Source organism: Marichromatium bheemlicum (assembly GCF_012276755.1).
Classification (GTDB): domain Bacteria; phylum Pseudomonadota; class Gammaproteobacteria; order Chromatiales; family Chromatiaceae; genus Marichromatium; species Marichromatium bheemlicum.
On record NZ_JAAXKX010000001.1, the window covers coordinates 252107 to 278090 of the forward strand.

Here is a 25984-nt window from a genome sequence, read left to right on the forward strand (position 1 = left end):
CCGGTCGCACCATCACCCCGACCCGACCCCGGCGCCCCGGCAAACATCCGGGGCGTCGCCGATTCAGGACACCGCAACCCCGTGAACGACACCATCCGCCTGCGCGGCGTGCGCCAGAACAATCTCAAGGACCTCGACCTCGACCTGCCGCTCGGCGAGCTGACGGTGGTGACCGGGGTCTCGGGCTCGGGCAAGTCGTCGCTGGCCTTCGACACCGTCTATGCCGAGGGTCAGCGCCGCTATGTCGAGACCTTCTCGCCCTATGCGCGTCAGTTCCTCGACCGCATGGACCGCCCCGCCGCCGAGCGCATCGAGGGCATCCCGCCGGCGATCGCCATCGACCAGACCAACCCGGTGCGCACCTCGCGCTCGACCGTCGGCACCATGACCGAACTCAACGACCACTTGAAGCTGTTGTTCGCCCGCGCCGCGCGGCTGTTCTGTCACGGTTGTGGCCGGGCGGTGTGGCGCGACCGCCCCGAGGACATCTGGGAGGCCCTGCTCGCCAGCCATCGCGACGCCCGCGCGCTGATCTGCTTCGAGGTCGAGGTGCCCGAGTCACTGGGGGTGGAGCAGGTGCGGGCGATGCTCGCCCAGCAGGGCTATGTGCGGCTGTTGGAGGAGACCGACACCAGCATCACCGTGATCCAGGACCGGCTGCGGATCGCCCCCGAGCAGCGCGCGCGCGCCCTGGAGGCACTGGAGACAGCGTTGGAGAAGGGCCACGGCCGGGTGCGGGTCCACCCGCTCGATGCAGCGCGCGCGCCCGGCCCGGCGCTGCGCTTCTCCGCCGAGCTGCACTGCCCCGACTGCGACATCCGCTATCGCGAACCGAGCCCGGGTCTGTTCTCCTTCAACTCGCCGGTGGGGGCCTGCCCGAGCTGTCGGGGCTTCGGGCGTACCATCGGCATCGACTGGGACCAGGTCGTCCCCGATCCCGCCAAGACCCTGCTCGCTGGTGCGATCAAACCGATCCAGAGCGACAGCTATGCCGAGGTCCAGGACGACCTGCTGCGTTTCGCCCACGCCCGTGGCATCCCCACCGACATCCCCTGGTCGGCGCTCACCGCGGCCGACCGCGACTGGGTGATCGACGGCGAGGGCGAGTGGGAGGACGGCGTGTGGTACGGGCTGCGCCGCTTCTTCGCCTGGCTGGAGGGACGCAGTTATAAGATGCACGTGCGGGTGCTGCTCTCGCGCTATCGCGCCTATGCGCCCTGCAGCCAGTGCAACGGGGCCAGACTCGAAGACGAGGCGCTCGACTGGCGACTCGGCGACGCCGCACTCGCCGCGCGCACCCTGCCCGTCGCGGCGCGCTTCCGTCACGATCGCGTCACCATGGACACGCAACGCTGGGCGGCGCTGCCGGGGCTCGCGCTGCACGACCTGATGTGTCTGCCGCTGGCGCGACTGCGCGACTTCTGCGACGCGCTCACCCTCGACGCCGGGCTCGATCAGGCGCTCGATCAACTGCTCGGCGAGATCCGCGCGCGGCTGCGCTATCTGTGCGCGGTCGGGCTCGGCTATCTCACCCTCGATCGACAGTCGCGCACCCTCTCCGGCGGCGAGGTACAGCGCATCAACCTCACCACCGCGCTCGGCACCTCGCTGGTCAACACCCTGTTCGTGCTCGACGAGCCGAGCATCGGGCTGCACCCGCGCGACATGGCTCGGCTGGTCGCGGTGCTGCAGCGGCTGCGCGCGGGCGGCAACTCGCTGCTGGTGGTCGAGCACGACCCCCTGGTGATGCTCGCCGCCGACCGTATCATCGACATCGGCCCGGGGCCCGGCGAGCACGGCGGCGAGGTGGTGTTCTCGGGCAGCCCGCAGGCACTGCTCGCGGCCCCCGAGTCGCTCACCGGCGCCTATCTCGCCGGGCGCCGCCGCGTCGCCCCGGAGCGCGCGGCGCGCCCGATCGACGAGGCCACCCGCTGGCTGCGCCTGCGCGGCGCGCGCGTGCACAATCTCAAGGGGGTCGATGTCGACATCCCGCTCGACCGGCTGGTGGTGCTCACCGGGGTCTCGGGCTCGGGCAAGTCGACCCTGCTCCACGAGGTGCTCTATCGCGCGCTGTGCCAGCGCAAGGGACACCCCGACGGCACGCCGGGGGCGTTCGAGGGCCTTGAGGGCGATGCCGCGATCGGCGACGTCAGCCTGCTCGATCAATCGAGCATCGGGCGCAGCTCGCGCTCCAACCCGGCGAGCTATGTCGGCGCCTTCGACGTGCTGCGCAAGCGCTTCGCCCGCGCCCCGCTGGCCGCCGCGCGCGGCTACACCGCCGGCACCTTCAGCTTCAACAGCGGCAACGGACGCTGCCCGGGCTGCGGCGGCACCGGCTTCGAGCACGTCGAGATGCAGTTCCTCGCCGACGTCTATCTGCGCTGCCCGGACTGCGACGGGCGTCGTTATCGCGACGAGGTGTTGGAGGTGCGCCTGCCCGGCGCCGATCCCGAAGCGCGCCCGCGCTCGATCGCCGAGGTGCTGGAGATGACCGCCACCGAGGCGCTCGCCTTCTTCGCCGGCGATGCCGAGATCGCCCGCGCCCTGGCCCCGCTGCAGGCCGTCGGGCTGGGCTATCTACGACTCGGCCAGCCGGTGCCGACGCTCTCCGGCGGCGAGGCGCAGCGGCTCAAGCTCGCCGCCCACCTGGGTAAGCGTGCGCGCCGGCGCAAGGACGCGCCGGGGCTGCTGTTCCTGCTCGACGAGCCGACCACCGGGCTGCACTTCGCCGACATCGCGGTGCTGCTCGAGGCCTTCGAGCGGCTGATCGAGCAGGGCCACTCGCTGCTGGTGATCGAGCACAACCTCGATGTGATCGGCGCCGCCGACTGGCTCATCGACCTCGGTCCCGAGGGCGGCGAGGACGGCGGCGAGCTGGTCTGCTGCGGCACGCCCCGGCAGGTCGCCGAACACCCCGGGAGCCACACCGGGCAGGCACTGCGCGAGAGCTGGGCCGCGCCCCAGGCGGTCGCCGAGAGCGGCGCCGACGCTCAGGCCGTGACCGCGCCTGCGGCGATCGAGATCCGTCACGCCCGCGAGCACAACCTCAAGGATCTCACCCTGTCGATCCCGCGCGACCGGCTCACGGTCATCACCGGGGTCTCGGGCAGCGGCAAGAGCACCCTGGCCTTCGACATCCTCTTCGCCGAGGGCCAGCGACGTTATCTGGAGTCGCTCAACGCCTATGCCCGCCAGTTCGTGCAACCGGCCGCGCGCGCCGAGGTCGATGCCATCCACGGCATCCCGCCGACCGTGGCGATCGAGCAGCGCACCAGTCGCGGCGGGGCCAAGAGCACCGTCGGCACCCTCACCGAGATCCATCACTATCTGCGCCTGCTCTATGTCCGGCTCGGGGTGCAGCACTGTCCCGACTGCGGGGTGGCGATCGAGCCGATGTCGGCGGCGGCAATCCTCGCCCGCATCCTCCGCGAGCACCGTGGCGAGCGGGTGGAGTTGCTGGCCCCGCTGGTGAGCGCGCGCAAGGGCATCTACAAGGAGCTGGCGGCCTGGGCCGCAGGCAAGGGCTGGCAGCGGCTGCGGGTCGACGGTGTGGCGCTGCCGACCGCCCCCTGGCCAGTGCTCGACCGCTTCCGCGAGCACGACATCGAGCTGCCGCTCGGCGCGCTGCGGGTCGACCCGGCGCACGAGGCCGAGCTGCGCGCCGCGCTCGACCAGGCGCTCGAGCTCGGCAAGGGCGTGGTGCGGGTGGCGCGACTCGACGCCGCCGGCGGCTGGGGCGCCGAGCAGGTCCACTCCACCGCACGGGCCTGTCCCGACTGCGGGCGTGCCTTCGCCGAGCCCGACCCCCGGCTGTTTAGCTACAACTCGCGTCACGGCTGGTGCCCGAGCTGTCTCGGCAGCGGCCGGCTGATCGCCGGGCTCGACGACAGCCACAGCGGCGAGGAGGCGCAGTGGCAGGAGGGCGAGATCGGCGCGGCCGCGGTCTGTCCGGCCTGCGACGGCGCGCGACTCAACCCGGTAGCGCGCGCGGTGCGTTTCCACGACCAGTCGATCGACGGGCTCTCGGCGCTAAGCGTCGAGCGGGCGGCGGCCTGGCTCGATGCGCTGGTACTCGATGCCCGCGAGCAGGCGATCGCCGGCGATCTCATCCATGAGGTGCGCGACCGGCTCGCCTTCCTCGCCGAGGTCGGGCTCGGCTATCTCGGGCTCGACCGCGCCGCGCCCAGCCTCTCCGGCGGCGAGGCCCAGCGCATCCGTCTGGCCGCGCAGCTCGGCTCCAACCTGCAGGGGGTGTGCTACGTGCTCGACGAGCCGACCATCGGCCTGCACCCGCGCGACAACGCCCTGCTGCTCGCCAGCCTCGAGCGCCTGGAGGCCAAGGGCAACACCATCGTGGTGGTCGAGCACGACGAGGAGACCATCCGTCGCGCCGGTCATGTCATCGACCTCGGCCCCGGCGCCGGGGTACGCGGCGGCCAGGTGATCGCCGAGGGCGACGCCGCGGCACTGATCGCCAACCCCGATTCGCTCACCGGGCGCTACCTCGCCCGCGCCCACGGTCGCGACCGGCCAGCGCGCCCCGCCCCCGGCGAGCGCCAACGGCTGCGGGTCGAGGGCGCGCACCGCAACAATCTCCAGGACCTCGACGTCGAGCTGCCGCTGGGACGGCTGGTGGCGGTCACCGGGGTCTCGGGCTCGGGCAAGTCGACCCTGGTGCGCGAGGTGCTCGGCGCCACCCTCGGCAACCTGCTCGGCGCCGATCGGCCGACGCGCGCGCGCAAGCGCGACCTGATCGGCTGTCGTGCCATCCACGGCTGGCAGGCGCTCACCCGGGTGCTGGAGGTCGACCAGACCCCGATCGGGCGCACCCCGCGCTCCTGCCCGGCGACCTATGTCGGCATCTGGGACCGGGTGCGGCGACTGTTCGCCGCCACCCAGGAGGCGCGCATCCGCGGCTGGAGCGCGGCGCGCTTCTCCTTCAACACCGCCGGCGGGCGCTGCGGCGCTTGCGACGGTCAGGGGGTACAGCGCATCGAGATGAGCTTCCTGCCCGATGTGCGCATCCCCTGCGAGCAGTGCGACGGCACCCGCTTCGACCGCGAGACGCGCGCGGTGCGCTATCTCGGGCTCGACATCGGCCAGACCCTGGCGCTGAGCGTCGACGAAGCGGTCGAGCACTTCGTCGCCCACCCGGCGATCCATCACCCGCTGACCCTGTTGCAAGACGTCGGGCTCGGCTATCTCACCCTCGGGCAGCCGAGCCCGACGCTCTCCGGCGGCGAGGCACAGCGGCTCAAGCTGGTCACCGAGCTAGCGCGGGCGCGGCCTGGCGCCGACGGCCTGACCGATCGCCCCACCCTCTATCTGCTCGACGAGCCGACGGTGGGGCTGCACATGGCCGATGTCGAACGTCTGCTCGGGGTACTGCAACGCCTGGTCGACGCCGGGCACAGCGTGGTGGTGATCGAGCACAACCTCGACCTGATCGCCGCCGCCGACTGGGTGCTCGACCTCGGCCCCGAGGGCGGCGCGGCGGGCGGGCGGCTGGTTGCCGCCGGGACGCCGGAGACCATCGCCGCGCACCCCGAGCTGCCGACCGGGGCGGCGCTACGGGCGCACCTGCAGTGAGCAGCGCCGCCAATCACATTGAGTGTGCGCGGGAACTCCTCGACTGCGATCCGTCAAACCCTGCGCAACGCAAAGCTGGCACACTGCCCAGCCCGCAGCTGCCAAGACATCAAGGAGATACCGCCCGATGAAGACGCTCATCCACTGGTCGCTGGCACCCGCCCTGCTCATCGCCGCCAGCGCACACGCCGAGACCCTGCCCGATCCACGGGCCGCCGAGGCCAAGACGATCATCCAGCAGTTTGCCGGCGCCCTGCAGGGCGAACTCCAAGACGCGATCGCCTCCGGCGGCCCGGTACGCGCGATCGAGGTCTGCGAGACGCGCGCCCCGGCAATCGCCGACGAACTCAGCACCCGCACCGGTTGGTCGGTCGGGCGCACCAGCCTCGGGGTGCGCAACGCCGCGCGTAACACCCCGGACGACTGGGAGCGCGAGATCCTCGACCAGTTCGAGGAGCAGCGCGCCGCCGGCGAGCCGGTGGCCGACCTCGCCCATGCCGAGGTGGTCGAGGACGAGGACGGACGCCGTTTCCGCTTCATGAAGGCGATCCCCACCGCCGAGGTCTGCCTCGCCTGCCACGGCGACCACCTCACCCCCGAGGTGGCGGCCGCCCTGGACGAGCGTTATCCTGAGGACGATGCACGCGGCTATCGCGCGGGTGACATCCGGGGTGCCTTCACCCTGGCCAAGCCGCTCTGAACCCACAGCGCCCCGGCCCCGCGCGTCGGGGCGCGCAGGCATGAGCCCATGGCCGACGAACTGTTCGATCTCAGCTATACCGGCGCCATCGCCCCCGGCGCCGACCCCGCCCAGGTACGCCAACGGCTCTGTGCCATCTTCAAGCTCGCCGGCCCCGGTTGCGAACGGCTGTTCAGCGGCAAGCGCGTGGTGGTCAAACGTGGCGTCGATGCCGCGACCGCAGCCCAGTACCGTCAGGTCTTCACCCAGGCCGGCGCGGTGCTGGAGGTGACCTCGAGCGGGCGCCCCGCCCCCGCCCCGCAACCGCGACGCCCGGCGCCAGACGGCCCGGTGGAGGATCCCGCAGGCTCCCCCGAGACCCTCGCCCGGATCGATGGCGAGGCGTTGGCACTGGCCCCGCAGGACGGCTTCCTCGAACCGCCGCGCACGGTTAAGATGCCCGCCATCGACACCAGCCACCTGAGCCTGGTGCAAGGCGCCGACTGGACCCTGGCCGATTGCGAGCCGCCGCCGACGCCGATCCCGACGCCCGACATCGATCACCTCGCGCTGGTCGAGATCGAGCCCGAAGAACAACGACAGGAACGCAGCGACTGACCCCTCCATGACCATCGACTTCGAGCATCTCGTCATCGGCGCCGGCATCAGCGGACTCGGCGCCGCGCACTTCTCCGCGCGTCGCGGCCACTCCACCCTGGTGCTGGAGGCGCGCGATCGCATCGGCGGCTGCATCAACAGCCAGACCTTCGAGGACCAGGGCGGTTTCTGGGTCGAGTCGGGCGGACACACCTGCTTCAACAGCTACGGCAACCTGCTGACCATCCTTGATGATTTGGGGCTGACCGAGCAGGTCCAGCCCAAGGTCAAGGTCGGCTACTCGCTGTGGCAAGACGGCGAGCGCCGCTCGATCCGCTCGGCGTTGCACCTCGGCGAGGCGATCCGCTCGCTGCCGCGGATGTTCCGTGAGCCCAAGGCCGGGCGCAGCGTCGCCGACTACTACAGCGCCGTCCTCGGTCGGCGCAACTACGACGACCTGTTGCGTCACGCCTTCCAGGCGGTGATCTGCCAGCCCGCCGACGACTACCCGGCCGAGGCGCTGTTCCGGCGCAAACCACGGCGCAAGGAGGTGATCAAGGCCTTCACCTTCGCGCGCGGGCTCTCGACCATCCCCCAGGCAATCGCCGCACAACCGGAGATCGAGGTGCGCACCGGCCAGGAGGTCGAGCGCATCGAGCGCACCGACGCGGGCTTCCGGGTGCACCTCGCCGGTGGCGAGCGCATCGGCGCCGCCCGGCTCACCCTGGCGGTGCCGCCACCGGTGGCCGCCGCGCTGATGCCCGAGGGCTTCGAGCAGGCACGCACGGCGATCGACGGCATCGGCATGGCCGAGATCGAGACCCTGGTGCTGGTGTTCCGCGCCGCCGAGGTCGACATCAAGCCGATGGCCGGGCTGATCGCGATCGAGGACGCCTTCTACTCCTCGGTCTCGCGCGACTTCCTCCCCGACCCCGAGCTGCGCGGCTTCGCCTTCCACTGCCGTCCCGGCGCACTCGACGCCGAGGCCCAGATCGCGCGCGCCTGCGCCACCCTCGACCTGCGCCCCGATCAGGTGCTCGACCAGGCGCGGGTGCACAACCGTCTGCCGGCGCTGCGCGCTGGTCACGCCGAACGGGTCGCCGCGCTCGACGCCGCGCTCGACGGTACCCCGCTGGCGGTCACCGGCAACTGGTTCCTCGGTGTCTCGATCGAGGATGCGCTCACCCGCAGCCGCAGCGAACACGACCGCCTGTTCGCAACCCGATGACCCACCACCCGTTCGCACGAGGAACCGACCGCATGCGCAAGCTGTTGACCGCCATCGCCCTGCTCGCCCTGAGCGCCCCGCTCGCGGCCGAGGTCATCGGCAGCGTCTCGACCAAGTTCAAGATCCTCGGCCCCAACGACAAGATCGTCGTCGAGGCCTTCGAGGATGAGGATATCCCCGGCGTCGTCTGCTATATCAGCCGCGCCAAGACCGGCGGGGTCTCCGGCGCGGTCGGGGTCGCCGAGGACACCTCGGACGCCTCGATCGAGTGCACCCAGGTCGGCCCGATCACGCTGCCCGACGCGGTGCGCGACGGCAAGCAAGACGGCGAGGAGGTGTTCAAGAAGCGCACCTCGCTGCTGTTCAAGAGCCTGCAGGTGGTGCGCTTCTACGACGCCCCGCGCCATGCCCTGGTCTATCTGAGCTACAGCGACAAGATCATCGAGGGCTCACCGAAGAACAGCATCTCGGCCGTCGCCATCCAGCCCTGGCCGCAACAGGCCGACTGAAACGACCATGGCCAGTCCGCGCAACCACCTGCTCACGCTCCTGCTGCCACTGGCACTCACCGGACCGCTGCCGGCGAGCGCCGACAACGCCTTCGTCACCGACCCCGAGGCGCCGACGCCCTCGAGCGTGCGCGAGGGCACGCGCTGGCAGGAGCGCGCCACCCCGCCTCCCCCCTGGCCGGAGGAGGCCGACCTGATCGAGTTCGAACTCGACCAGCCACATGCCGGGTTCCGCTACTTCATCGACGGTCGCCACCTGCAGGTCGGCAGCGACGACGTGGTGCGCTACACCCTGGTCGCACAGGCGCCGAGCGGCGCCCGCAACCTCTCCTTCGAGGGGCTGCGCTGCACCCCGCGCGGCACCTACAAGACCTATGCCTATGGTGCCGCCGGGCGCTTCGTACTGCTCGACGAGCCGCAGTGGCAGCCAATCGGCGACCACGCCCACGAGCGCTTCCGTCAGGAGTTGTGGCGACATCACTTCTGCGTCCCACGCGGCTTCACCCCGCGCCCCCGCAAGGACATGCTGCGCTCGCTACAGGGCCACATCGCGCCCCGCCAGAACAGCGGCTTCCTCACCGATTGAGCGCGCACGGCGCCGCGTGCGCCGCGCCGTCACCGCGCTGGAAGCGGTGCACGGCAGTCGCCATATCCGACCCTATGTTGCACAGGATTCACAGGTCCCCCGATGCCCAATCCCTTGCTTGACACTCAGACCCTGCCCCCCTTCTCCCAGATCCGCCCGGAGCACGTCGAACCTGCACTCGACGCCCAGCTCGCCGCGTGTCGCGCCCAGATCGAGCGGCTCACCCGCGAGGTCGCGGTGCCGACCTGGGAAAACTTCATCGAGCCCCTGGAGGAGAGCGAGGACCGGCTCGGTCGGGTCTGGTCGCCGATCAGTCATCTCAACAGCGTGCTCAACAGCGAGGCGCTGCGCACCGCCTACAACGCCTGTCTACCCAAGCTCAGCGACTACGGCACCGAGGTCGGACAGAACGAGGCGCTGTTCCATGCCTATCGCGCCGTCGCCGCCCAGGAGCATCTCGACGCCGACCAGCGCCGGGTGCTCGACAATGCGCTGCGCGACTTCCATCTCTCCGGTGTCGACCTACCGGCCGACAAGAAGGCTCGCTACAAAGAGATCAGCCAGTCGCTGAGCGCGCTCACCAGCAAGTTCGCCGAAAACGTGCTCGATGCCACCAACGCCTGGGAACTGCACCTGGAGGACGAGTCGCGGCTGGCCGGTCTGCCCGAGTCGGCACGCGCGCTGATGCGCCAGAGCGCCGAGCAACGCGGCCTGCCGGGCTGGTTGCTGACCCTGCACATGCCGAGCTACCTGCCGGTGATGACCTATGCCGACGACCGTGAGCTGCGCGCCGAGTGCTACCGCGCACACGCCACCCGCGCCTCGGATCAGGGGCCGCACGCCGGTCAGTGGGACAACTCCGAGGTGATGGAGCAGATCCTCGCGCTGCGTCACGAGCTGGCCCAGTTGCTCGGCTTCGCCAACTATGCCGAGCGTTCGCTGGCGACCAAGATGGCTCGCACCCCGGAGGAGGTGATCGGTTTCCTCGAGGATCTGGCCAACCGTACCCTGCCGCAGGCCCGTCGCGAACTCGACGAGCTGACCGCCTTCGCCCGCGAGCACCACGGCGTCGACCAACTCGAACCCTGGGACATCGGCTACTACGCCGAGAAGCTACGCCAACACCGCTATCAGATCAGCGACGAGGAGCTGCGCCCCTACTTCCCGCTCTCACGCGTGCTCGACGGACTGTTCGGCGTCGCCGAGCGGCTCTTCGGGGTGCGCTTCCAGGAGGTCGAGGCGTTCGACACCTATCACCCCGACGTGCGCTTCTTCGAGATCCGCGACGCCGAGCACGGCGCGCTGCGCGGTCAGTTCTATCTCGACCCCTTCGCCCGTCCACACAAACGCGGCGGGGCCTGGATGGACACCTGCAGCGATCGCATGCACAGCGCCACCCGCGACCAGATCCCGGTGGCCTATCTGGTGTGCAACTTCGCCCCGCCGGTCGGCGAGCGCCCAGCACTGCTCACCCACGACGAGGTCGAGACCCTGTTCCACGAGTTCGGCCACGGCCTGCACCACCTGCTGACCAAGGTCGACTACCCGGCGGTGGCGGGGATCAATGGGGTACCCTGGGACGCCGTCGAGCTGCCCAGCCAATTCCTCGAGAACTGGTGCTGGGAGCGTGAGTCGCTGGACCTGTTCGCGCGTCACTGGGAGACCGACGAGCCGCTGCCCGAGACCCTCTACCAACGCATGCGCGCGGCCAAGCACTTCCAGTCGGCGATGCAGATGGTGCGTCAGCTCGAGTTCGCGCTGTTCGACTTCCGCATCCATCTCGAATACGACCCGGCACGCGGCGGACGCATCCAGGAGATCCTGCAGGCGGTGCGCGATCAGGTCGCGGTGATCCATCCGCCGGCCTTCCATCGCTTCGCCCACGGCTTCTCGCACATCTTCGCCGGGGGCTATGCCGCCGGTTACTACAGCTACAAGTGGGCCGAGGTGCTCTCTGCCGACGCCTTCTCGCTGTTCGAGGAACGCGGGGTGTTCGACGCCGCCACCGGGCGTGCCTTCCGCGAGCACATCCTTGAGCGCGGCGGTGCCGAGGACGCAATGACGCTGTTCGTGCGCTTCCGCGGGCGCGAGCCCGACACCGAGGCGCTGCTACGCCAATCCGGGATCGCGGCATGAAGTACCGCGACCTGCGCGACTTCATCGCCCAGCTCGAGGACCGCGGCGAGCTGGTGCGGGTGCGCGAGCCGGTCGACCCGCACCTGGAAGTGACCGAGATCTGCGACCGCACCCTGCGCGGCGGCGGCCCGGCACTGCTGTTCGAGCGCCCCAGGGGCTCGGAGATCCCGCTGCTCGGCAACCTCTTCGGCACCCCCCGCCGGGTGGCGCTGGGGATGGGCGAGGACTCGGTCGAGGCGTTGCGCGAGGTCGGCCGGTTGCTCGCCTTCCTCAAGGAGCCGGACCCACCGAAGGGGATGAAGCAGGCCTGGGAGAGCCTGCCGATCTTCAAGAAGGTGCTCGATATGGCCCCCAAGGTGCGACGCAACCCGCCCTGCCAGGCGCACCAGCTCAGCGGTGAGGCGGTCGACCTCGGACGACTGCCGATCCAGCACTGCTGGCCGGGCGATGTCGGTCGTCTGATCACTTGGGGGCTGGTGGTCACCCGCGGCCCGGAGAAGCCACGCCAGAACCTCGGCATCTATCGCATGCAGGTGCTCGGTCGCAATCGGGTGATCATGCGCTGGCTGGCGCACCGTGGTGGCGCGCTCGACTATCGCGACTGGCAGCGTGCCCACCCCGGCGAGCCCTTCCCGGTGGCCGTCGCGCTCGGCGCCGATCCGGCGACCATCCTCGGCGCCGTCACCCCGGTGCCCGACACCCTCTCGGAGTACGCCTTCGCCGGGCTGCTGCGCGGCAGCCGCACCGAGCTGGCGCGCTGCCAGGACTCCGACCTGCAGGTGCCGGCGAGCGCCGAGTTCGTGCTCGAGGGCCACATCCATCCCGACGACATGGCCCCAGAGGGCCCCTTCGGCGACCACACCGGCTACTACAACGAGGTCGACGACTTCCCGGTCTTCACCATCGAGCGCATCACCCATCGCGAGCGCCCGATCTATCACAGTACCTATACCGGTCGCCCACCCGACGAGCCGGCGATCCTCGGGGTGGCGCTCAACGAGGTCTTCGTGCCCATTCTGCAGAAGCAGTTCCCGGAGATCGTCGACTTCTACCTGCCGCCCGAGGGCTGCTCCTATCGCCTCGCGGTGGTGAGCATCCGCAAGCAGTACCCGGGGCACGCCAAGCGCGTGATGATGGGGGTGTGGTCCTTCCTGCGCCAGTTCATGTACACCAAGTTCGTCATCGTCGTCGACGAGGACGTCTGCACCCGCGACTGGAAGGACGTGATCTGGGCGATGACCACTCGGATGGACCCGGCGCGCGACACGGTGACGATCGAGAACACCCCGATCGATTATCTCGACTTCGCCTCGCCGGTCTCCGGACTGGGCTCGAAGATCGGCTTCGACGCGACCAACAAGTGGCGAGGCGAGACCGACCGCGAGTGGGGCGAGCCGATCCGTATGGACGCGGCGGTGCGCGAGCGGGTCGACCGGATGTGGGATCGGCTGGGCATCGAACTGCCCGAGACGGGATCAGGATGGCGCTCGTCCTGAGCGCCCTCCCCTGCGCCCGCCAGCGCACTGGCCGGCGGGCGCGGGCATGGTTGCGGCGGGATCAGTAGCGCCCCCCTCCACGCGGGCGCTCCGCCCGCGGCCTGGCCTCGTTGACGGTGAGCTTGCGCCCCTTCATCTCGCTCTCGTTGAGCGCCTTGATCGCGGTATCCGCCTCCGAGTTGTTGGGCATGTCGACGAAGCCGAAGCCCTTCGACTGCCCGGAGAACTTGTCCTTGATCACCTCGGCACTGGCGAGTTCGCCGAATCCGCTGAAGATGTCCCTCAGCTCATCATCGGTCACGCTATAGGGGAGATTTCCTACGTAGATCCTCATCGCTATCTCTCGGGCTCGTGTGTGTTGATCGAACGAAAACTGTCGGCCGGCCAACACACAAGCCACCCCGACAGTGGACGATATCCAAGCCCGCGACTGGCGAAGGAGACAACCTTCTCGGCGGGTTCACGGCGACAGAGTCGTATACAAAAAGTGTAAAACCAGGAGATCACTGGCAAGCGGAGTGAAGCGGGAGGAGGGCTGGGGCACATCCGGTGCTCGACTCCGACCGAGTGTCCGAAAGGGTCGGAGTTGGCGTTCAGCAGAGGTTGGATCCCAAAGAAAAAAACCCGTAGACACTCCGGCGTGTCTTTACACTTGCATACTCGTCTGGGGGCGTTCGAGATCCTGGCAGTCGCCGCGATTGACTCTGGGGGAAAGCTAGTGGATCGGAAACATGGCGTCAACAAAGAGACCATTAAAATTATCTGGTCAAGGATAAGCCGATCCGAGGCCACCGCAGCCGCTCGGGACGGCCACGGTGGCAAGAGGCGCAACTAGCCTAACCGCCCGGGATCACTGTCGAAGCCGGCCTGACGGATCGCCGCAACCAGCTCGCTGGCATCGAGGTGCGCGCCGCGCACCCGCACCACCCCGGCGCCGAGGTCGGGCTCGGCGACCTCGACCGCGTCGATGCGCTCGAGCGCCTGACGCACGCTGGCGACACAATGATTGCAGCTCATCCCCGAGACCGGCAGGGTCAGATCCGCCGTCACGACTGGGGCCGGGGCAAGGCGTGCGCGCAACCGTCGCACGATGAGCAACAACAGCAAGGCACTGAGTAGCACGGCCGCGCTCACCCCGAGCCAGTCACCCTCAGCGCCGTGGAGGTGCGCGGCATGGGCCGCAGGGCTCTGTAGCAGGGCGTCGAACAACAGCCCGAAGGCCATGCTCATCAGCACCACCACGGCGAGATAGATCGCCAGCACGCGGCCACCGAGGGTGCGATAGACGGCCCCGAAGGTGGCGATATTGGTCGCCGGACCGGCCATCAAGAACACCAGCGCCGAGCCCGCCGGCAGACCCGAAGCGATCAGCGAGGCGGCGATCGGCACCGAGCCGGTGGTGCAGACATAGAGCGGTAGCGAGATCGCCAACACCACCAGCATCCCCAACACCCCGTGGGCCCAGGACTGCGAGGCGAAGTAGTCGGCCGGCAGCACGACGCTCAGCAGTGCTGCTAGCGCCACGCCGGCGAGCACCCACAGATCGATCGCCCCGAGCAGATCGAACACCGCATAGCGCAGCACCGGGCGCCAGCCGCGCGGCCGCGTCCCGTCATCATCCGTCGCCGCCTGTTGTGCGGGCGCCGGATCGGGACGGGTGAAGCGGTTGACCAGCCCACCGCCGATCACCCCAGTGACGAAGGCCGCACCCAGCTTGAACAGTGCGAAGGGCCAGCCGAGGAAGGCTGCACTCACCAGGATCGAGTCGACCCCGGTCTGTGGGGTACTGATCATGAAGGCGGTGGTGGCACCCTTGGAGGCGCCCTCGTTGCGCAGCCCGAGCGCCGTCGGGATCACCCCGCAGGAGCACAGCGGCAACGGCACCCCGACCAGGGTGGCGCGGGTCACACTCGCCATATCGGGGCGATTGAGACCACGATGGATGAAACCACGCGGCAGATAGACATGCATCAGCCCGGCGATCACCAGGCCGAGCAACAGCGACGGGGAGAGTTCGACCATCACCTGCCAACAGGCGGCGAGGAACGACATGATCATACGGCGGGACTCCTGGACGGCCACCGCCGGCCATCGGTACCGGCGGGGCGGGATGGATCAACCCATCGGGGCTCAGTCGAAATGGCCCTTGGCATGCTCGTCGGCGAGACGACCACCGAGCGCACCGACACTGGCGCCGATCAGCGCGCCGGCGCCGGCATCGGCACCGAACGAGCCGATGATCGCGCCGGAGGCGGCACCGATCGCCGTACCGCTCGAGACCCGGGCACCCGTGGTGTTACCACAACCGGTGACCATCAGCGCCAACACCAGCGCGAACACGGGAAAAAGGATCTGCTTCACGTATCAACTCCTGCAGCATCGGCGCCCCGGCGAACGCGCCCCCGGATGCGCCCGAGATAACCCGATGTCGGGCTCACGCCCTCAGCGGCAAGGGTAGCGTGCCGCCAGGGCACGGACGACGCCCTTGACCGGTGCCTCATCCATCAGCGTACGCTCGCTGGCATGATCTCCGGCCCAGTCGAGAAAGGCCGCCTGGGCATCGGCCAGGGTGGCCGTGGGTGGGTAGCAGACCAGCCGTTCGAGGGCCTCGTGGGCGGAGACGGCATCGTGATATTGCATGGTCGCGGCGATGAACCCCCGACAGACGACCCCCGTGGTCATCGCGGGCGCCTCTCCAGCAGGGACCATGCAGATGTTGTAGAGGTTCCTGGTGGTCTCGAAGTCGAAGTCCTGGCGCTCGAGCGCGAGCGCCGGCACACTCCACAGCGCCAGCACAGCAGCACCGAACCACCATCGTTTAAACAATCGGGTCTGTCTCATCACGGCTCCTCCGGATGGATCCAGGTGCGGGCGCCAGCGCTAATGGCACGGAAGGCCCAACCGGCTTCCTGGTGTCAGACACCTCGGCCGGCGCCCGAGCGGACACCGCCAAGCATAGCAGCCCGCCCTCAGGACGCCTCGGCCAGCGCCGCGCGCAACCCGGCGTCGAGGTCCGGATAGCGCAACTCGACCCCCAGCGATTCGCGCAGCTTGCGGTTGGAGAGTCGGCGCGACTCGGCCATGTAGGAGCGCATCCCCGTCGAGAGCTGTCCCATCGCCTCGGCCAGCGGCAGCTCGGGCGCGCGCGCCAGCCCGGCAGCCTCGGCCACCGCGCGGAAGTACTCGGTCATGGTGCTCGGGTGGCCGTCGCTGACGTTATAGACCTCGCCGTCGCCACCGCGCGCCATCGCCGCCCGGCAGGTGGTGACCAGGTCGTCGACATGGACACGATTGGAATAAGGCGCCTCCTCGGCCCGCACCAGCGGCTGGCCACTGCGCAGTCGCGCCAGCGGCAACCGGTCGGGGCCATAGATCCCGGCCACACGCAGGATCACCAGCTCGCCGCCGCTGCGCGCGCGCCACTCGCGCAGCACGCACTCGGCGTCGAGGCGCCGCCAGGCGCGATCGGCCACGGGACGCAACGGCTGCGACTCGTCCACCCAGGCCCCGTCACAGTCACCATAGACCCCGGTGGTGCTGACATAGACCAGCCGGCGCGGATTGCCGACGCGCGCGAAGTGCTCGACCAGGGCGCGGGTGACGCCGTCCTCGCGCCCCTCGCCCGGCGGCGGCGCAAGATGGAAGACCTCGGCCCCGGCCCAGTCGAGCGTGTCGACCACATCGGGCTCGCCGAGCGGCAGCCGCGCCGCCTCGATCCCCGCCGCGCGCAACCGCGCCAGCCCCTGTTCGCTGCGCACCACCCCGGTGACCGACTCGCCCGCGGCCTGGTATTGGCGCGCCAGCCGGGTGCCCACATATCCACATCCAAGGATCAACTTCACCCTGTCGTACTCCGCATGGGTTATCGATGGTGACACTATCGGCGGCGAGCAGGACGGATTGCAAGACGGTCGGGACCATGGGATTTCAGATCAGTATCGACGCCGACGGACCACGCTTCAGCACCGAGCCGGGTGAGACCGTGCTCGACGCCGCGCTGCGCCAGGGCATCACCCTGCCCCACGGCTGTCGCGACGGGCGTTGCGGCAGCTGCGCCGCGACCCTCGCCGCCGGCGAGATCGACTACCCCGGCGGCACGCCACCGGCGCTCGCCGGGCTCGGCGCCGAGCAGTGTCTGACCTGCCGCGCCGTCCCCCGCAGCGACCTGCGCCTCGACCTGCCGACGCGCCCCCGGCCCGACGAGCCACAACAGGTGCGCACCCTGCCCTGCCGGGTCGAGCGCCTCGAGCGTCTCGCCCCCGAGGTGATGGGGCTCAGCCTCAAGCTCCCCGATCACGACCCGCTGCGCTTTCGCGCCGGACAGTATCTCGACGTGCTGCTGCGCGACGGCAGCCGCCGCGCCTTCTCCTTCGCCAGCGCCCCGGCGCTCAGTCCCTATCTCGAACTGCACATCCGTCGGGTACCGGGCGGGCGCTTCACCACCGAGGTCTTCGAGCGCCTCGACGAGCGCGCGCTGCTGCGCGTCCAGGCCCCGCTCGGCGACTTCGGGCTCGATCCCACGAGCACGGCGCCGGCAATCCTGATCGGCGGCGGCACCGGCTTCGCCCCGCTCAAGTCGATGATCGATGACGCCATCGCCCGCGGCCTGCAGCGCCCGCTGCTGCTCTATCGCGGCGCCCGCACCCGCGCCGATCTCTACCTCCCCGACCTCGCCCCGCGCTGGGCCGCCGAGCACCCCTGGTTCGGCCACCAGGCGGTGCTCTCCGAGCCCGAGCCGGACTGGACGGGGCGGCGCGGCCTGGTCCATCAGGCGGTGATCGAGGATTTCCCCGACCTCGCCGGCCACCAGGTCTACATCAGCGGCCCGCCGGCGATGATCGAGCACGCCCGCCCCGCGCTGCTCGCCCGCGGCCTCGACCCGGCGGCGCTGTTCACCGACGCCTTTGTCGACACCAGTCACGCCTGAGCACACGACCGCTTGTCGGGAGACGACGCGAACAGGCACACTCTCGATCCTGCCTGCCCGCCGTCCACGAGGATCCCCATCGATGCGCGCCATCGCCGTCTCCCTGCCCCCGCTCCTGCTCGCCGTGCTGCTGACGAGCGCCTGTACGCCAGCGCACATCTCATCGACCTGGCAGGAGCTTGCCACCGCCCCTCATTACCCGAGCGTGGTGGTCTTCGGGGTCGCCGATAGCGCGCTGGTACGCCATGCCTACGAGGACAACTTCGTGCGTGCACTGCGCCAACACGGCGTCACCGCGACCCCGGGGCACCGGCTGCTCGCCGAGGCCGATGTCGCCGGGGGCAAGGCGCTGCGCGCGGCGATCGGACGTTCGAGCGCCGCTGCAGTCGCGGTGGTACACCTACGCTGCGACAGCCCTGGCGACCTCGGACTCAACCCCTTCACCCATGTCCGTATCAGCAAAGACGGCAAGCTCTACCCCTATTACACCCGGGTCCATCAGACGGTGACGGCCAACGACTACTACGCACGGGCACGGACGCTGCGGCTGGAGACCAGCCTCTATGACGCCGAGGACACCACCCTGGCGTGGTCGGGCCGCTCGGCACCGCTCGCCCCCGACTCCGAACAGACCACCATCGGTGAGCTGATCGAGGCCATGGTGGCACGGATGCGTCAGGACGGGGTGATCACCGACGACGGCGGGGTCGAACCAGCAACGGCCGGGGGCTGAGAGGCGCGCCGCGACCGCGCGCGGGGGACGACGAGACGGCAACGAGCAAGGGGTGGCGGGGCCGAGCGGCCCCGCCGGATGGCGCTAACGACACTCAGTGCTCGGCACAGAGCCGACACAGTGCCGCGAGCATCCCCGGGTCATCAGCACGATCGGCGACCTCGACCCGGGCGAAGCCGATTTCCTCGGCATGGCGTGCGGTACGCTCGGCGATCACCGCCAGCGGGGTAGCGAGGAGCTGTGCGCGCCCGGCCGGCCCGATCAGCCCCACCAGGTTGTCGAGCACCCGGTTACTGGTGGCGAGCGCCAATCCCACCCGGGCCTCCCAATCACCCAGCAGCGGCGCGACCTCATGCGCCGGACACACCCGCCGATAGACCTCGGCGAAGGCGACCTCGGCACCACGCTCGCGCAGCGCATTGGCGAACACCGCGCGCCCACCGTCACCACGTACGATCAGCACCCGCTGCCCGCTCATCTCGGCGAGTGCCGGGTGACGCAGCAGGGTCTCGCTGTCGTAGCTGTCGCGGGGCATCAGATCGACCACCAGCCCGGCCGCGGCCAGGGCCTCGGCGGTCGCTCGCCCCACCGCGGCGATGCGCGCACCGCGCGGCCACTCGGCTGCCGGAACCAGCGCCAGCGCCTGTTCGACGGCATTGACACTGACGAAATAGAGCAGGTCCCAGTCAGCGGTGAGCAACGCGCGCGCGGGCGCGGCGTCGACGGGGGGCACGATCTCGATGGTCGGCAGCCGGATCGGCCGGCCACCAGCCTCGGCGATCAGTGCACAGAGCGCGTCGGCCTGCGCCGCCGGGCGCGTCACCAAGACGCCCCGCCCACCGAGATCGCAGCCGGCCATCTCAGTGCGACTCATGCAGCGCGGCCAGGATCTCACCGGCGCCCTGGCCGAGCAGATCCTCGGCCACGCGCAGACCGATCGCCTCGGCCTCGGCGCGCGGGCCGGTGGCCTCGGCGCGCAGGATGCGCTTGCCATCGGTGGTGCCGACCAGCCCCTTGAGGGTGAGCTGGTCGCCCTCAAGCACCGCGTGGCCGCCGATCGGCACCTGACAGCCGCCGTTGAGACGGGCGTTCATCGCCCGCTCGGCGAGCACCCGGTCGGTGGTATCACGATGCGCCAGCGGCGCGATCAGCTCGTTGACGCGCGGATCGTCGCGACGGCACTCGATGCCGATGGCACCCTGGCCGATCGCCGGCAGGCTGTCGACCGGGTCGATGCAGCTGCGGATACGCGACTCGAAACCGAGCCGGATCAGCCCGGCTGCGGCGAGCACGATGGCGTCGTACTGACCGTTGTCGAGCTTGGCCAGGCGGGTGTTGACGTTGCCGCGCAGCGGCTCGATCTTGAGGTCGGGACGACGATCGGCGAGCTGGCACTCGCGGCGCAGGCTGGAGGTGCCGATCACGGCACCCTCGGGCAGATCGGCCAGGGTCTCGTACTTGTTCGAGACGAAGGCGTCATAGGGGTTCTCGCGCTCCATGATCACTGCCAAGTAGAGCCCCTCGGGGAACTCGACCGGCACGTCCTTCATCGAGTGCACCGCGATATCAGCCGTCCCCGCGAGCATCCCCTGCTCGAGTTCCTTGACGAACAACCCCTTGCCGCCGACCTTCGACAGCGGTGAGTCGAGCAGTTGGTCTCCCTTGGTGGTCATGCCCACGATCTCGACCTCGAGACCAGGGTGGATCGACTTGAGCAGGGCGGCAGTGTGCTCGGCCTGCCACATGGCCAGAGGGGACTTACGGGTAGCGATACGGATGCAATTCGACATGTTCGGTCCTGGGGACAAGAGCTGTGAATGGATAACGCCGTCGCCCGCCTGGGCGATGCGCCGACGGCGCATGATTGTGTCACAGCCGGCCGATCCGGCCCAGTGACGCATCATCCTCGCGAGGCGCGCACGATGCTCCCGTCAATTGAGACGCGGGGTTAAGGGCGGCTCGGGCAACAGCACCTCGAACGCACCGGGGTGCGGTTCGAACTCGGCGTGCAACCAGTGCGGCGAGGCCCCGAAACCGGGATAGGCGGGCACGGCGAGCAGGGCGCTCGAACGGGTCACGAAGCCATCATCACGACACTGCACCAGCGCCGCCTCCGGGACCTGGCCATCCGGGGCATCGCGCTCGACGAGCAACCGCTGCCACGCGTCCCAGTCGGCACCACTCGGGTCCGGCACCGCGGCGGCCTGGAACCGGGGCAACTGCGCGGCGATACGGGGATCGGCGGGATCGTCGAGTGCACCCGCACAGAGCATGTGCAGCCCCGCCGGGATCGGCTCGACCCGCAGCCGCTCGCCACCATCGTGGCGCAGCCAATAGGCCGCGCGCGGATCGGCGACGACTAGGTTGAAAGGACGATAGGCGGCGGGATGGAGGTCGGCGAGCGCCTCGGCGGCCGCCACGGCCTCGGCGTGATCGAGCGCCTCGAGCACCAACTCGCCACGACTGCGCTTGCCGGCTTGAGGGCCCAGGCTGGCATGCCGATCGAGGACCGCAGCCACCAGGCCATGATCGTTGACCCCGAGCCAGCTCCCCTCACCGATCAGGTCGAGCCCGGCGAACACCTCGGGGCGATCCGACCAGTGTCGACCGGGCGGCCGGCTCGGGCGTGTCCGCAGCTCGTCACGATTGGCCCCGAGCAACAGCGGCCAGTCATGCCCAGGACGGTGCAACAGCACCAGGGTACACATTCACCCACCCTCCTTCGCCTTTTGTCGTACCCGTCGGATGCGGCGTGCGAGCATCTCCGAGAGCAGTTTGAACGCCTTGCGCTGGGCCAACTGGTTGGCACTCCGAGGGGCGCTCAACAGCTCCAAACGGGCGTTAAAATAGGCCAGATCGGCCTCAAGTCGTGCAATCTGGACACGTCGCCGGTGGCGTGTCTGGGTCTGGACGTCGGGTTTTCGATACGCCATCTCGGGCCTGGCTCCGGACAAGGACTCCCTCCCTCACCGTCAAAGAGTCGTGTTCACCGGCTCCGGTGATATGGTATTAGGGGGATGTGGGTAGCATCTTCCATGGTGCACGTCCGAACCAGGGGATGGTCATCGCCCCTGAGCGGGTCCGGAGACGCAGAATGGACCCCATGATAGCGAACCATGGCGGGCCCCGGTATGGCCACGGCCGCAATCGTCTCGACCCCGCGTCCCCGAACGTCACCGACCCGACGGCACGCCGTGGCGGACACGGCGTCAGGTCCGGCGGTTCGTCACAACGAAGCCAATCGGGAACCGGCTTCGACTCAGGCCCATTCTATCAAAGGCAGATCAAGACACAGCATGAGCGCAATCCTAGAACTGTTCCGGAGTTCCGGCGCGCTTTATGGAGGCAATGCCGCCTTCATCGAGGATCTCTACGAACGCTATCTGCAAGACCCCGAGAGCATCGATCTGGCCTGGCGGGAACGCTTCGACGCCATGCGCAAGGAGGCCGCCAACGAGGTGCCACACGGCCCCGTGCGCGAGAACTTCCTGCGTCTGGCACAAGAGAGCCGGTCGCGCGCCCGCGCCCGCTCCACCGAGCACCTGGAACCGACCGCCGCCGAGAAACAGTACGCCGTACTCAGCCTGATCAACGGCTACCGCTATCGCGGGCACCAGGTCGCCGATCTCGACCCGATCGCGCTGCGTGAACAGCGGCGCATCGCCGATCTCGATCCTGCCTATCACAACCTCGATCAGGGCGACATGGACCAGGTGTTCCACACCGGGTCGCTCTACGCCCCCGACCGCATGCCGCTGCGCGAGATCCTCGAGATGCTCGAGCAGATCTACTGCGGCACCGTCGGTTCGGAGTACATGCACATCACCAGCACCCTCGAGAAGCGCTGGATCCAGAAGCGTCTCGAGGGCTACCGCGCCACCCCCGAACTCAATACCGAGGAGCGGCGCTGGCTGCTCACCCTGCTCACCGCCGCCGAGGGCATCGAGCAGTACCTGCACCAGCGCTACGTCGGCCAGAAGCGCTTCTCGCTCGAGGGCGGCGACGCGCTCATCCCGCTGCTCGACGAGATGATCCAACGCGCCGGACGCAAAGGCCAAAAAGAGGTGGTCATCGGCATGGCCCACCGCGGCCGGCTCAACGTGCTCACCAACATCTTCGGCAAACCGCCGCAAGACATCTTCGCCGAGTTCGAGGGCCGGGTGGCGATGGACTGGCGCAAGATGGCCGGCGACGTCAAGTACCACATGGGCTTCGCCACCGACATCGACACCCCCGGCGGCATGGTCCACCTGGTACTCGGCTTCAACCCCTCGCACCTGGAGATCATCGACCCGGTGATCGAGGGCTCAGTACGCGCGCGTCAACGCCGGCGCCGCGACCGCACCGGTGACCAGGTGCTACCGGTGCTGATCCACGGTGATGCCGCCTTCGCCGGGCAGGGCGTGGTGATGGAGACGCTGCAGCTGTCGCAGACGCGCAGCTACGCCACCGGCGGCACCGTGCACATCGTCATCAACAACCAGATCGGCTTCACTACCAGCCACCCGCTCGACACCCGCTCAACGCTCTATTGCACCGACGTCGCCAAGATGGTTCAGGCGCCGGTGTTCCACGTCAACGGTGACGACCCCGAGGCGGTGATCTTCGTCACCCGCATGGCGCTCGACTTCCGCAACCAGTTCCACAAGGACGTCATCATCGACCTGGTCTGCTACCGCCGCCTCGGCCACAACGAGGCCGACGAGCCGGCGGTTACCCAGCCGATGATGTATCAGAAGATCCGCCAACACCCCACCCCGCGCGCGGTCTACGCCGAGCGACTGATCGCCAACGGCGTGGTCGAGCGCGAGACGGCCGAGGCGATGGTCGCCGACTACCGTGGCTCCATCGAACAGGGCCTGGTGGTCGCCCGCCCAGTGCTCTGCGGGCTCGACCATGCCTATCGGGTCGACTGGAGATTCTGTCGCGACAAACATTGGGAACAGGATGTCGACACCGGCGTGCCGATCGATCAGCTGCGCGCACTCGCCGAGCGCCTGCTCGCCGTCCCCGAAGGCTTCGAGCTGCACCCGCGGGTGGCCAAGCTGTGGGACGAGCGACGCAAGATGGCCCAGGGCGACCAGCTTGCCAACTGGGGCTTTGCCGAGAACCTCGCCTATGCCAGCCTGGTCGAGGCCGGTACCCCGGTGCGCCTCTCCGGCCAGGACGCCGGGCGTGGCACCTTCTTCCATCGCCATGCCAAGATCCACGACCAACGCAGCGGCGAGTCCTACACCCCGTTGCAACACATCAGCCCCAACCAGGGCGCCTTCATCGCCATCGACTCGATCCTCTCCGAGGAGGCAGTGCTCGGCTACGAGTACGGCTTCGCCACCGCCGAGCCGCACGCGCTGACGCTGTGGGAGGCGCAGTTCGGCGACTTCGCCAACGGCGCCCAGGTGGTCATCGACCAGTTCATCACCTCGGCCGAGACCAAATGGGGCCTGCTCTGCGGACTGGTGATGCTGCTCCCGCACGGACTCGAGGGTCAGGGCGCCGAGCACTCCTCGGGCCGGCTCGAGCGCTTCCTCCAGCTCTGCGCCGAGCACAACATCCAGGTCTGCACCCCGACCACCCCGGCACAGATCTTCCACCTGCTGCGCCGTCAGATCGTCCGCGACTATCGCAAGCCGCTGATCGTGATGACCCCCAAGAGCCTGCTGCGCCACCGCCTTGCGGGCTCCTCACTCGAGGAGCTGGCCAGCGGTCAGTTCCAGCCGTTGATCCCCGAGATCGACCCGATCGATCCGGCCGAGGTCGAGCGGGTGGTGTTCTGTAGCGGCAAGGTCTACTACGACCTGCTCGAGGCACGGCGCGCGCGCGGCCTGAGCAATGTCGCTATCGTCCGCATCGAACAGCTCTACCCCTTCCCCAAGCGTCAGTTCGCCGAGGTGATCGAGACCTACGCCGGGACCGAGGAGGTCGTCTGGTGCCAGGAAGAGCCGCAGAACCAGGGCGCCTGGGACCAGATCAAGCACCGCTTCCACTGTCTGATCCAGGAGGGCAAGCGTCCCTACTACGTGGGACGCCCGGCCTCCGCCGCACCCGCGGTCGGCCATCGCGCCGCCCACGTCGAGCAGCACGAGCGTCTGATCGACGAGGCGCTGAGCGGTCGTTTCAACCCGAGCATGAATAGAAGGATCCCGCCACAATGAGTGAAGTCCGCGTACCCGCCCTTCCCGAGTCCGTCGCCGACGCCACGGTGCTGACCTGGCACAAGCAGCCCGGTGACCGTGTCTCACGGGCAGAAACCCTGGTCGACCTGGAGACCGACAAGGTGGTGCTCGAGGTCCCGGCGCCGGCGGACGGCGTCCTCGGCGAGATCAAGGCCCAGGAGGGTGAGCTGGTCACCTTCGACACCGTGCTCGCACTGATCACCGAAGGCGCCGCGCCGAGCGCGCCAGCAGCCCCCAAGGCGGCTCCGGCGGCCACCAAGCCTACGCCGCCCTCGACCCGCCAGGCACCTCCGAGCGCCGCGCCGGAACCCGCGCCCGCCCAGGAGCCGGTGATCACCCCGGCGGCGCGCCGACTGGTCAAGGAGATGGCGCTCGATCCCAGCCAGATCCACGGCAGCGGCAAGGACGGTCGGGTGCAGAAGGCCGACGTCATCGCCTTCCTCGACGAGCGCGAGCGCCAGGCCCCGGAGCACAGCGACGAGCACCTGCTCGAACCCCAACCGCCGGCCTCGCCGAGCCTCACCGGTGAGGCCGGGCGTCCCGAGCAGCGCGTACCGATGACCCGGCTGCGCGCGCGCATCGCCGAGCGCCTGCTCGAGGCACAGCGTAACGCCGCCATGCTGACCACCTTCAATGAGGTCAACCTGTCGGCGTTGATGACCCTGCGCAAGCGCTACAAGGGCCGTTTCGAGGAGCAGCACGGGGTGCGCCTCGGGCTGATGTCGTTCTTCGTCAAGGCCACGGTCGAGGCACTCAAGCGCTACCCGGTACTCAACGCCACCGTCGATGGCGAGGACATCCTCTACCACGGCTACTATGACATCGGCATCGCGGTCAGCTCACCGCGCGGTCTGGTGGTGCCGATCCTGCGCAACTGCGACCAGCTCACCATGGCCGACATCGAAGGCGGCATCGCCGAGTTCGCTACCAAGGCCAAGGACGGTTCGTTGAGCTACGAGGAGTTGACCGGTGGCACCTTCTCGATCACCAACGGCGGGGTATTCGGCTCGATGCTGTCGACGCCGATCCTCAACCCGCCGCAGAGCGGCATCCTCGGCATGCACAAGATCCAGGAGCGCCCGGTGGTGGAGAACGGCGAGATCGTCGTCGCGCCGATGATGTACCTGGCCCTCACCTACGACCATCGCATCATCGATGGGCGCGAGGCGGTTCAGTTCCTGGTCGCGATCAAGGAGCTGCTCGAGGACCCGGCCCTGCTGCTGCTCGGGGTCTGACCCCGGATCGCGCCCGCGCGCGGGCGCGACCCTCCCGCTTCGACGACCCGCCGGGGTAGCATGCGGCGGGTCACCCCCGACACCAACCGCGCC

Annotated in this window: 21 protein-coding genes; 12 read left to right on the forward strand and 9 right to left on the reverse strand. The window is 69.2% G+C overall.

The features are described from left to right. Window positions 1-81 precede the first annotated feature (81 nt). From uvrA to ubiD, 8 genes are all read left to right on the forward strand, one after another. Window positions 82-5589, forward strand: coding sequence for an excinuclease ABC subunit UvrA (gene uvrA, locus HF203_RS01085; RefSeq protein ID WP_168665722.1), 5508 nt, complete (start codon window positions 82-84; stop codon window positions 5587-5589). A gap of 127 nt (window positions 5590-5716) precedes the next feature. Beyond that, window positions 5717-6289: a Tll0287-like domain-containing protein gene (locus HF203_RS01090; RefSeq protein ID WP_168665724.1), complete on the forward strand. Its 573-nt coding sequence runs from the start codon at window positions 5717-5719 to the stop codon at window positions 6287-6289. A 48-nt stretch (window positions 6290-6337) separates the two neighbouring features. Further along, entirely contained in the window at window positions 6338-6886 is a 549-nt protein-coding gene (locus HF203_RS01095) for a hypothetical protein (protein ID WP_168665726.1), read from the forward strand. A gap of 7 nt (window positions 6887-6893) precedes the next feature. Then, a complete protein-coding gene (locus tag HF203_RS01100) occupies window positions 6894-8093 on the forward strand; it encodes a protoporphyrinogen/coproporphyrinogen oxidase (RefSeq protein ID WP_168665728.1) in 1200 nt (399 codons plus the stop codon). A 32-nt stretch (window positions 8094-8125) separates the two neighbouring features. Further along, window positions 8126-8602, forward strand: a complete 477-nt coding sequence (locus HF203_RS01105) for a CreA family protein (protein ID WP_168665730.1) — start codon at window positions 8126-8128, stop codon at window positions 8600-8602. 7 nt (window positions 8603-8609) lie between these two features. Then, window positions 8610-9188: a CNP1-like family protein gene (locus HF203_RS01110; protein ID WP_168665732.1), complete on the forward strand. Its 579-nt coding sequence runs from the start codon at window positions 8610-8612 to the stop codon at window positions 9186-9188. Window positions 9189-9290: 102 nt separating this feature from the next. Continuing rightward, entirely contained in the window at window positions 9291-11324 is a 2034-nt protein-coding gene (prlC, locus tag HF203_RS01115) for an oligopeptidase A (protein WP_168665734.1), read from the forward strand. Further along, entirely contained in the window at window positions 11321-12820 is a 1500-nt protein-coding gene (gene ubiD, locus HF203_RS01120; protein ID WP_168665736.1) for a 4-hydroxy-3-polyprenylbenzoate decarboxylase, read from the forward strand. Before prlC ends, ubiD begins: the two co-directional genes overlap by 4 nt. 61 nt (window positions 12821-12881) lie before the next feature. Here ubiD and HF203_RS01125 read toward each other — a convergent pair whose 3' ends face one another. From HF203_RS01125 to HF203_RS01145, 5 genes are all read right to left on the reverse strand, one after another. Beyond that, complete coding sequence (locus HF203_RS01125) at window positions 12882-13154, reverse strand: RNA recognition motif domain-containing protein (RefSeq protein ID WP_168665738.1); 273 nt, start codon at window positions 13152-13154, stop codon at window positions 12882-12884. Between the two features lie 497 nt (window positions 13155-13651). Beyond that, on the reverse strand, window positions 13652-14878 hold the full coding sequence (locus HF203_RS01130; protein WP_168665740.1) for a permease: 1227 nt from the start codon (window positions 14876-14878) through the stop codon (window positions 13652-13654). A gap of 72 nt (window positions 14879-14950) precedes the next feature. Further along, complete coding sequence (locus HF203_RS01135) at window positions 14951-15181, reverse strand: glycine zipper family protein (protein WP_343043853.1); 231 nt, start codon at window positions 15179-15181, stop codon at window positions 14951-14953. Window positions 15182-15262: 81 nt separating this feature from the next. Next, the gene (locus HF203_RS01140; RefSeq protein WP_168665742.1) at window positions 15263-15661 is read right to left on the reverse strand and encodes a Rap1a/Tai family immunity protein; all 399 of its coding nucleotides are present in this window, start codon (window positions 15659-15661) and stop codon (window positions 15263-15265) included. A gap of 128 nt (window positions 15662-15789) precedes the next feature. Next, window positions 15790-16662 carry an NAD-dependent epimerase/dehydratase family protein gene (locus HF203_RS01145; RefSeq protein WP_168665744.1) on the reverse strand — a complete coding sequence of 291 codons (873 nt, stop codon included), beginning with the start codon at window positions 16660-16662 and terminating at the stop codon, window positions 15790-15792. A 77-nt stretch (window positions 16663-16739) separates the two neighbouring features. Between HF203_RS01145 and HF203_RS01150 the strand changes: the two genes are divergently transcribed. Both HF203_RS01150 and HF203_RS01155 read left to right on the forward strand, forming a co-directional pair. After that, complete coding sequence (locus tag HF203_RS01150) at window positions 16740-17747, forward strand: 2Fe-2S iron-sulfur cluster-binding protein (protein WP_168665746.1); 1008 nt, start codon at window positions 16740-16742, stop codon at window positions 17745-17747. An 82-nt stretch (window positions 17748-17829) separates the two neighbouring features. Beyond that, entirely contained in the window at window positions 17830-18480 is a 651-nt protein-coding gene (locus HF203_RS01155) for a hypothetical protein (protein WP_168665748.1), read from the forward strand. A gap of 94 nt (window positions 18481-18574) precedes the next feature. Here HF203_RS01155 and HF203_RS01160 read toward each other — a convergent pair whose 3' ends face one another. From HF203_RS01160 to HF203_RS01175, 4 genes are all read right to left on the reverse strand, one after another. After that, window positions 18575-19354: a uroporphyrinogen-III synthase gene (locus HF203_RS01160; protein ID WP_425483186.1), complete on the reverse strand. Its 780-nt coding sequence runs from the start codon at window positions 19352-19354 to the stop codon at window positions 18575-18577. Continuing rightward, a complete protein-coding gene (gene hemC / locus HF203_RS01165; protein ID WP_168665750.1) occupies window positions 19341-20270 on the reverse strand; it encodes a hydroxymethylbilane synthase in 930 nt (309 codons plus the stop codon). The genes HF203_RS01160 and hemC overlap by 14 nt, the downstream gene beginning before the upstream one ends. A gap of 141 nt (window positions 20271-20411) precedes the next feature. Continuing rightward, window positions 20412-21188: an NRDE family protein gene (locus tag HF203_RS01170; RefSeq protein WP_168665752.1), complete on the reverse strand. Its 777-nt coding sequence runs from the start codon at window positions 21186-21188 to the stop codon at window positions 20412-20414. Further along, the gene (locus HF203_RS01175) at window positions 21189-21413 is read right to left on the reverse strand and encodes a hypothetical protein (RefSeq protein ID WP_168665754.1); all 225 of its coding nucleotides are present in this window, start codon (window positions 21411-21413) and stop codon (window positions 21189-21191) included. Between the two features lie 363 nt (window positions 21414-21776). Here HF203_RS01175 and HF203_RS01180 point away from each other — a divergent pair, with 363 nt between their 5' ends. Both HF203_RS01180 and odhB read left to right on the forward strand, forming a co-directional pair. After that, entirely contained in the window at window positions 21777-24635 is a 2859-nt protein-coding gene (locus HF203_RS01180) for a 2-oxoglutarate dehydrogenase E1 component (protein ID WP_168665756.1), read from the forward strand. After that, window positions 24632-25891, forward strand: a complete 1260-nt coding sequence (gene odhB, locus HF203_RS01185) for a 2-oxoglutarate dehydrogenase complex dihydrolipoyllysine-residue succinyltransferase (RefSeq protein ID WP_168665758.1) — start codon at window positions 24632-24634, stop codon at window positions 25889-25891. The genes HF203_RS01180 and odhB overlap by 4 nt, the downstream gene beginning before the upstream one ends. Window positions 25892-25984 lie beyond the last annotated feature (93 nt).

Coding starts and splice junctions, on each gene's coding strand:
- HF203_RS01105 (WP_168665730.1), top strand. CDS start 8,126: ATGCGCAAGCTGTTGACCGCCATCGCCCTGCTCGCCCTGAGCGCCCCG.
- hemC (WP_168665750.1), bottom strand. CDS start 20,270: ATGTCGAATTGCATCCGTATCGCTACCCGTAAGTCCCCTCTGGCCATG.
- HF203_RS01160 (WP_425483186.1), bottom strand. CDS start 19,354: ATGAGTCGCACTGAGATGGCCGGCTGCGATCTCGGTGGGCGGGGCGTC.
- HF203_RS01170 (WP_168665752.1), bottom strand. CDS start 21,188: ATGTGTACCCTGGTGCTGTTGCACCGTCCTGGGCATGACTGGCCGCTG.
- HF203_RS01130 (WP_168665740.1), bottom strand. CDS start 14,878: ATGATCATGTCGTTCCTCGCCGCCTGTTGGCAGGTGATGGTCGAACTC.
- HF203_RS01150 (WP_168665746.1), top strand. CDS start 16,740: ATGGGATTTCAGATCAGTATCGACGCCGACGGACCACGCTTCAGCACC.
- HF203_RS01180 (WP_168665756.1), top strand. CDS start 21,777: ATGAGCGCAATCCTAGAACTGTTCCGGAGTTCCGGCGCGCTTTATGGA.
- prlC (WP_168665734.1), top strand. CDS start 9,291: ATGCCCAATCCCTTGCTTGACACTCAGACCCTGCCCCCCTTCTCCCAG.
- ubiD (WP_168665736.1), top strand. CDS start 11,321: ATGAAGTACCGCGACCTGCGCGACTTCATCGCCCAGCTCGAGGACCGC.
- HF203_RS01125 (WP_168665738.1), bottom strand. CDS start 13,154: ATGAGGATCTACGTAGGAAATCTCCCCTATAGCGTGACCGATGATGAG.
- HF203_RS01100 (WP_168665728.1), top strand. CDS start 6,894: ATGACCATCGACTTCGAGCATCTCGTCATCGGCGCCGGCATCAGCGGA.
- HF203_RS01095 (WP_168665726.1), top strand. CDS start 6,338: ATGGCCGACGAACTGTTCGATCTCAGCTATACCGGCGCCATCGCCCCC.
- HF203_RS01140 (WP_168665742.1), bottom strand. CDS start 15,661: ATGAGACAGACCCGATTGTTTAAACGATGGTGGTTCGGTGCTGCTGTG.
- HF203_RS01090 (WP_168665724.1), top strand. CDS start 5,717: ATGAAGACGCTCATCCACTGGTCGCTGGCACCCGCCCTGCTCATCGCC.
- HF203_RS01155 (WP_168665748.1), top strand. CDS start 17,830: ATGCGCGCCATCGCCGTCTCCCTGCCCCCGCTCCTGCTCGCCGTGCTG.
- HF203_RS01175 (WP_168665754.1), bottom strand. CDS start 21,413: ATGGCGTATCGAAAACCCGACGTCCAGACCCAGACACGCCACCGGCGA.
- HF203_RS01110 (WP_168665732.1), top strand. CDS start 8,610: ATGGCCAGTCCGCGCAACCACCTGCTCACGCTCCTGCTGCCACTGGCA.
- odhB (WP_168665758.1), top strand. CDS start 24,632: ATGAGTGAAGTCCGCGTACCCGCCCTTCCCGAGTCCGTCGCCGACGCC.